The organism is Lentilactobacillus parafarraginis DSM 18390 = JCM 14109, from assembly GCF_001435895.1.
Taxonomy (GTDB): domain Bacteria; phylum Bacillota; class Bacilli; order Lactobacillales; family Lactobacillaceae; genus Lentilactobacillus; species Lentilactobacillus parafarraginis.
Window position 1 is genome coordinate 1 of record NZ_AZFZ01000130.1, and the last position, 2,733, is coordinate 2,733.

Genomic DNA, 2,733 nt, shown 5'->3' on the forward strand with positions numbered 1-2,733 from the left:
ATTTCTGTTCGGATTAATTATAGAATTTGCCAATTCAAATTGACAGTTAACTTAATTTAAGTTATATTAACCAGCGAAACCACGAGAAATGGAAATGTTGCTTTAAATTGTCATGTGAATTTATTTCAAACAAGCTGAAGGAGCAATTTGTTTTTTAAAATTCGGATAATTTGGAGACTTTAGAAAGCGATTACATTTCTTAAAAATATTAAAAGGGGTAAACGTAATGAAGGAAACCAATATTAACTGGAACGCTGATTATGACGTTGTTGTATTAGGATTTGGGGGCGCCGGTGGAACCGCCGCACGGTTTGCCGCTGATAACGGGGCAAAGGTGCTAGTTGTTGATGCTGCACCATTTGGTCACGAAGGTGGAAATACCCGTTACTCTGCACAACACGTTGCGATGGCAACTGATCGCAAAAAAATTGGCGACTACTACGCCCATTTAACAGAACCACTTTCAATTAACCAAAAGACATTGGATACATACTTAGATGGTTTTGTGGATATGCCGGACTATTTCAAAAAGTACTTTGGGATTGACGCCTTTGTTTGGTCACGCGATGTCAAAGCTGGAGACAAGCTTGATAAGAAGGAACACATGGCCGAGTACCCAGAATATGAAGGCAGCGATACATTTGATTTTGCCCTAGTCCACAATCAAGATTTCGATGCTGGACTATGGAAGACAATTCGGAAAACAGTTTTGGACCGCAGCGAGAACATTGATGTTTGGCTAAAGTCGAAGGCATGCAACTTAATTCAAAATAATGAGAGTGGGGAAGTAACGGGGGTCGTTGTTGAGCGAAACCACGAAAAATATTACATTCACGCTAAAAACGGGGTCGTTCTTGCAACGGGTGGTTTTGAAAATAACCACCAAATGCAGCAAGACTACCTCCACATTCACAAACTGACACCATTTGGCACGCTGTACAACAAGGGTGACGGGATTTCAATGGCGCAAGAAGTTGGCTCAAAGATGTGGCATCTCGGTAACTATGAATCATTGGGAGTCGTGCCAAGTTACACGTTTGCTGAAGAAGATGGTGTTCAAGGTCGACAAATTGGTCACTGGACTAAGCTGTACAACGGATCAATTGTTGCGATAGCTGATGACGGAACCCGGTTCATGAAGGAAGATGCCAAGTTCCGTCATGGTCACATTTACGAACACGGCGAGTATATTTTGCCACACGCCTACGACAATGCCTGGCTGGTATTTGATCAGAAACAATATGACAAATTTGTAGAAGAAAAGAAGCAAAATGGCCAGCTAAGATATATTCCATTTTTAGACAAGACGGTTTCTGCAGACTCATTAGCTGAATTGGCAACAAAAGTCGCTGTTCCAGCTGAGAACTTAACGAAAACAATTGCACAATTCAATGAGTTCGCTAAGAGTGGTGAGGATTTGGCATTTGACCGTGCAGCTACATCAATGGACGCATTTGATAACGGAAAAGTTTACGCCATTAAGTTAGCACCAGCTGTACTGAATACCCAAGGTGGCCCAGAACGAAATGAAAATGCTGAAATTTTAAGTGTTAATGGCGAACCAATTTCGCATTTATACGGTGCGGGTGAACTTGGCGGAATCTGTACGAATCGTTATCAAGGTGGCGGTAATTTAGCAGAATGCCTTATTTTCGGTAAGATTGCCGGTGAAAATGCGGCAAAACAAAAGAATGATCAATCAGTTGAAATCGAGAAACCACTTCAGTCAATTAATGATTTAGTTGATGGCGAAAGAATCGATAACATCAAATTAGGACCCGACCAATACGTTGGAACTACTGAAGCCGGAATTGGTGGCAAGATTGTTGTTCGTGTCACATATAAAGATGAGATCATCAAAAACGTTGAAGTCCTTGAAAGCCATGAGACTGAGGGAATCGGTGCTGTTGCCATTAAAGAAATGCCGTCTAAGTTTGTTGAAGCGAACACCACGGATGTGGATATTATTTCGGGCGCATCATCTACAAACCGGGCATTGAAAGAGGCAGTGGAGAATGCGATTAAGAGTGCGACTAAGTAAGCTAACTATTTTCTGAAATTACTGAGGATATCAATACCCTTACGCTGGTATTTATTTGGGATGAAGCTTTTACGCATGGCAATCTGAGAATATGAATGCATACGCTGTGACTCATTAAAATGAATAATGGCAATTCCAGAAATACCCTTAATGCGGCTTTCAGGAATAAATGCGACGCCCATGCCTCGCTGAACAAGACTAATCATTAGTTCAAGTGTGTTGGCCATGTAGATAATGTTGGGTTGGAAGTCTTCAGTACGGCATGTTTCCATAAGTGCCTCTGTCGTTAGGTATTTATGGTCTCTTGCAATAAATTCCAAATCGCGTAGACGGTTAATCGAAATGTTGTCTTCGTTAGCTAATGGACTATCGGATTTAACAATGAGAACAAAGTCCGTGATTTGTAGTGTTCTTAGAAAATATTTTGGGTCGTTAAACGGCACATTCCATGAATAGACAGCCACATCAACTTTTCCAGCTGAAAGGTATTCGAGTGCTGATGATGACGGAACAAATGTTGGATTTAACATTGATGAGATTCCAGCACGGTAAAATTGTAAAACGAGGTCCGGCATGTAGAAGTTACCAGCTATACCTGAAAAGGCGATCCGAATTTTTTTATCATTTGCGTGGTCGACATCGTAATTAAGACTTTTTATATTCCCTCAATTGTCAAATCAAGTGCAACACTA

2 protein-coding genes are annotated in these 2,733 nt (G+C 41.0%); one reads left to right on the forward strand and one right to left on the reverse strand.

The window, feature by feature from the left end; translation table 11 throughout:
* The first annotated feature begins 226 nt into the window (after positions 1 to 226).
* Positions 227 to 2,041, forward strand: a complete 1,815-nt coding sequence (locus FD47_RS14130) for an FAD-binding protein (RefSeq protein WP_054736691.1) — start codon at positions 227 to 229, stop codon at positions 2,039 to 2,041.
* A 5-nt stretch (positions 2,042 to 2,046) separates the two neighbouring features.
* Here the strand turns inward: FD47_RS14130 and FD47_RS14135 are convergent, their stop codons facing one another.
* Positions 2,047 to 2,700 (reverse strand): LysR substrate-binding domain-containing protein, encoded by a 654-nt coding sequence (locus tag FD47_RS14135; protein ID WP_156404165.1) that lies wholly within the window; start codon positions 2,698 to 2,700, stop codon positions 2,047 to 2,049.
* Between the last annotated feature and the right edge of the window lie 33 nt (positions 2,701 to 2,733).

Bases quoted from the DNA above. Each gene is read 5' to 3' on its own strand.
- FD47_RS14130 (WP_054736691.1), top strand. From the start codon at position 227: ATGAAGGAAACCAATATTAACTGGAACGCTGATTATGACGTTGTTGTA.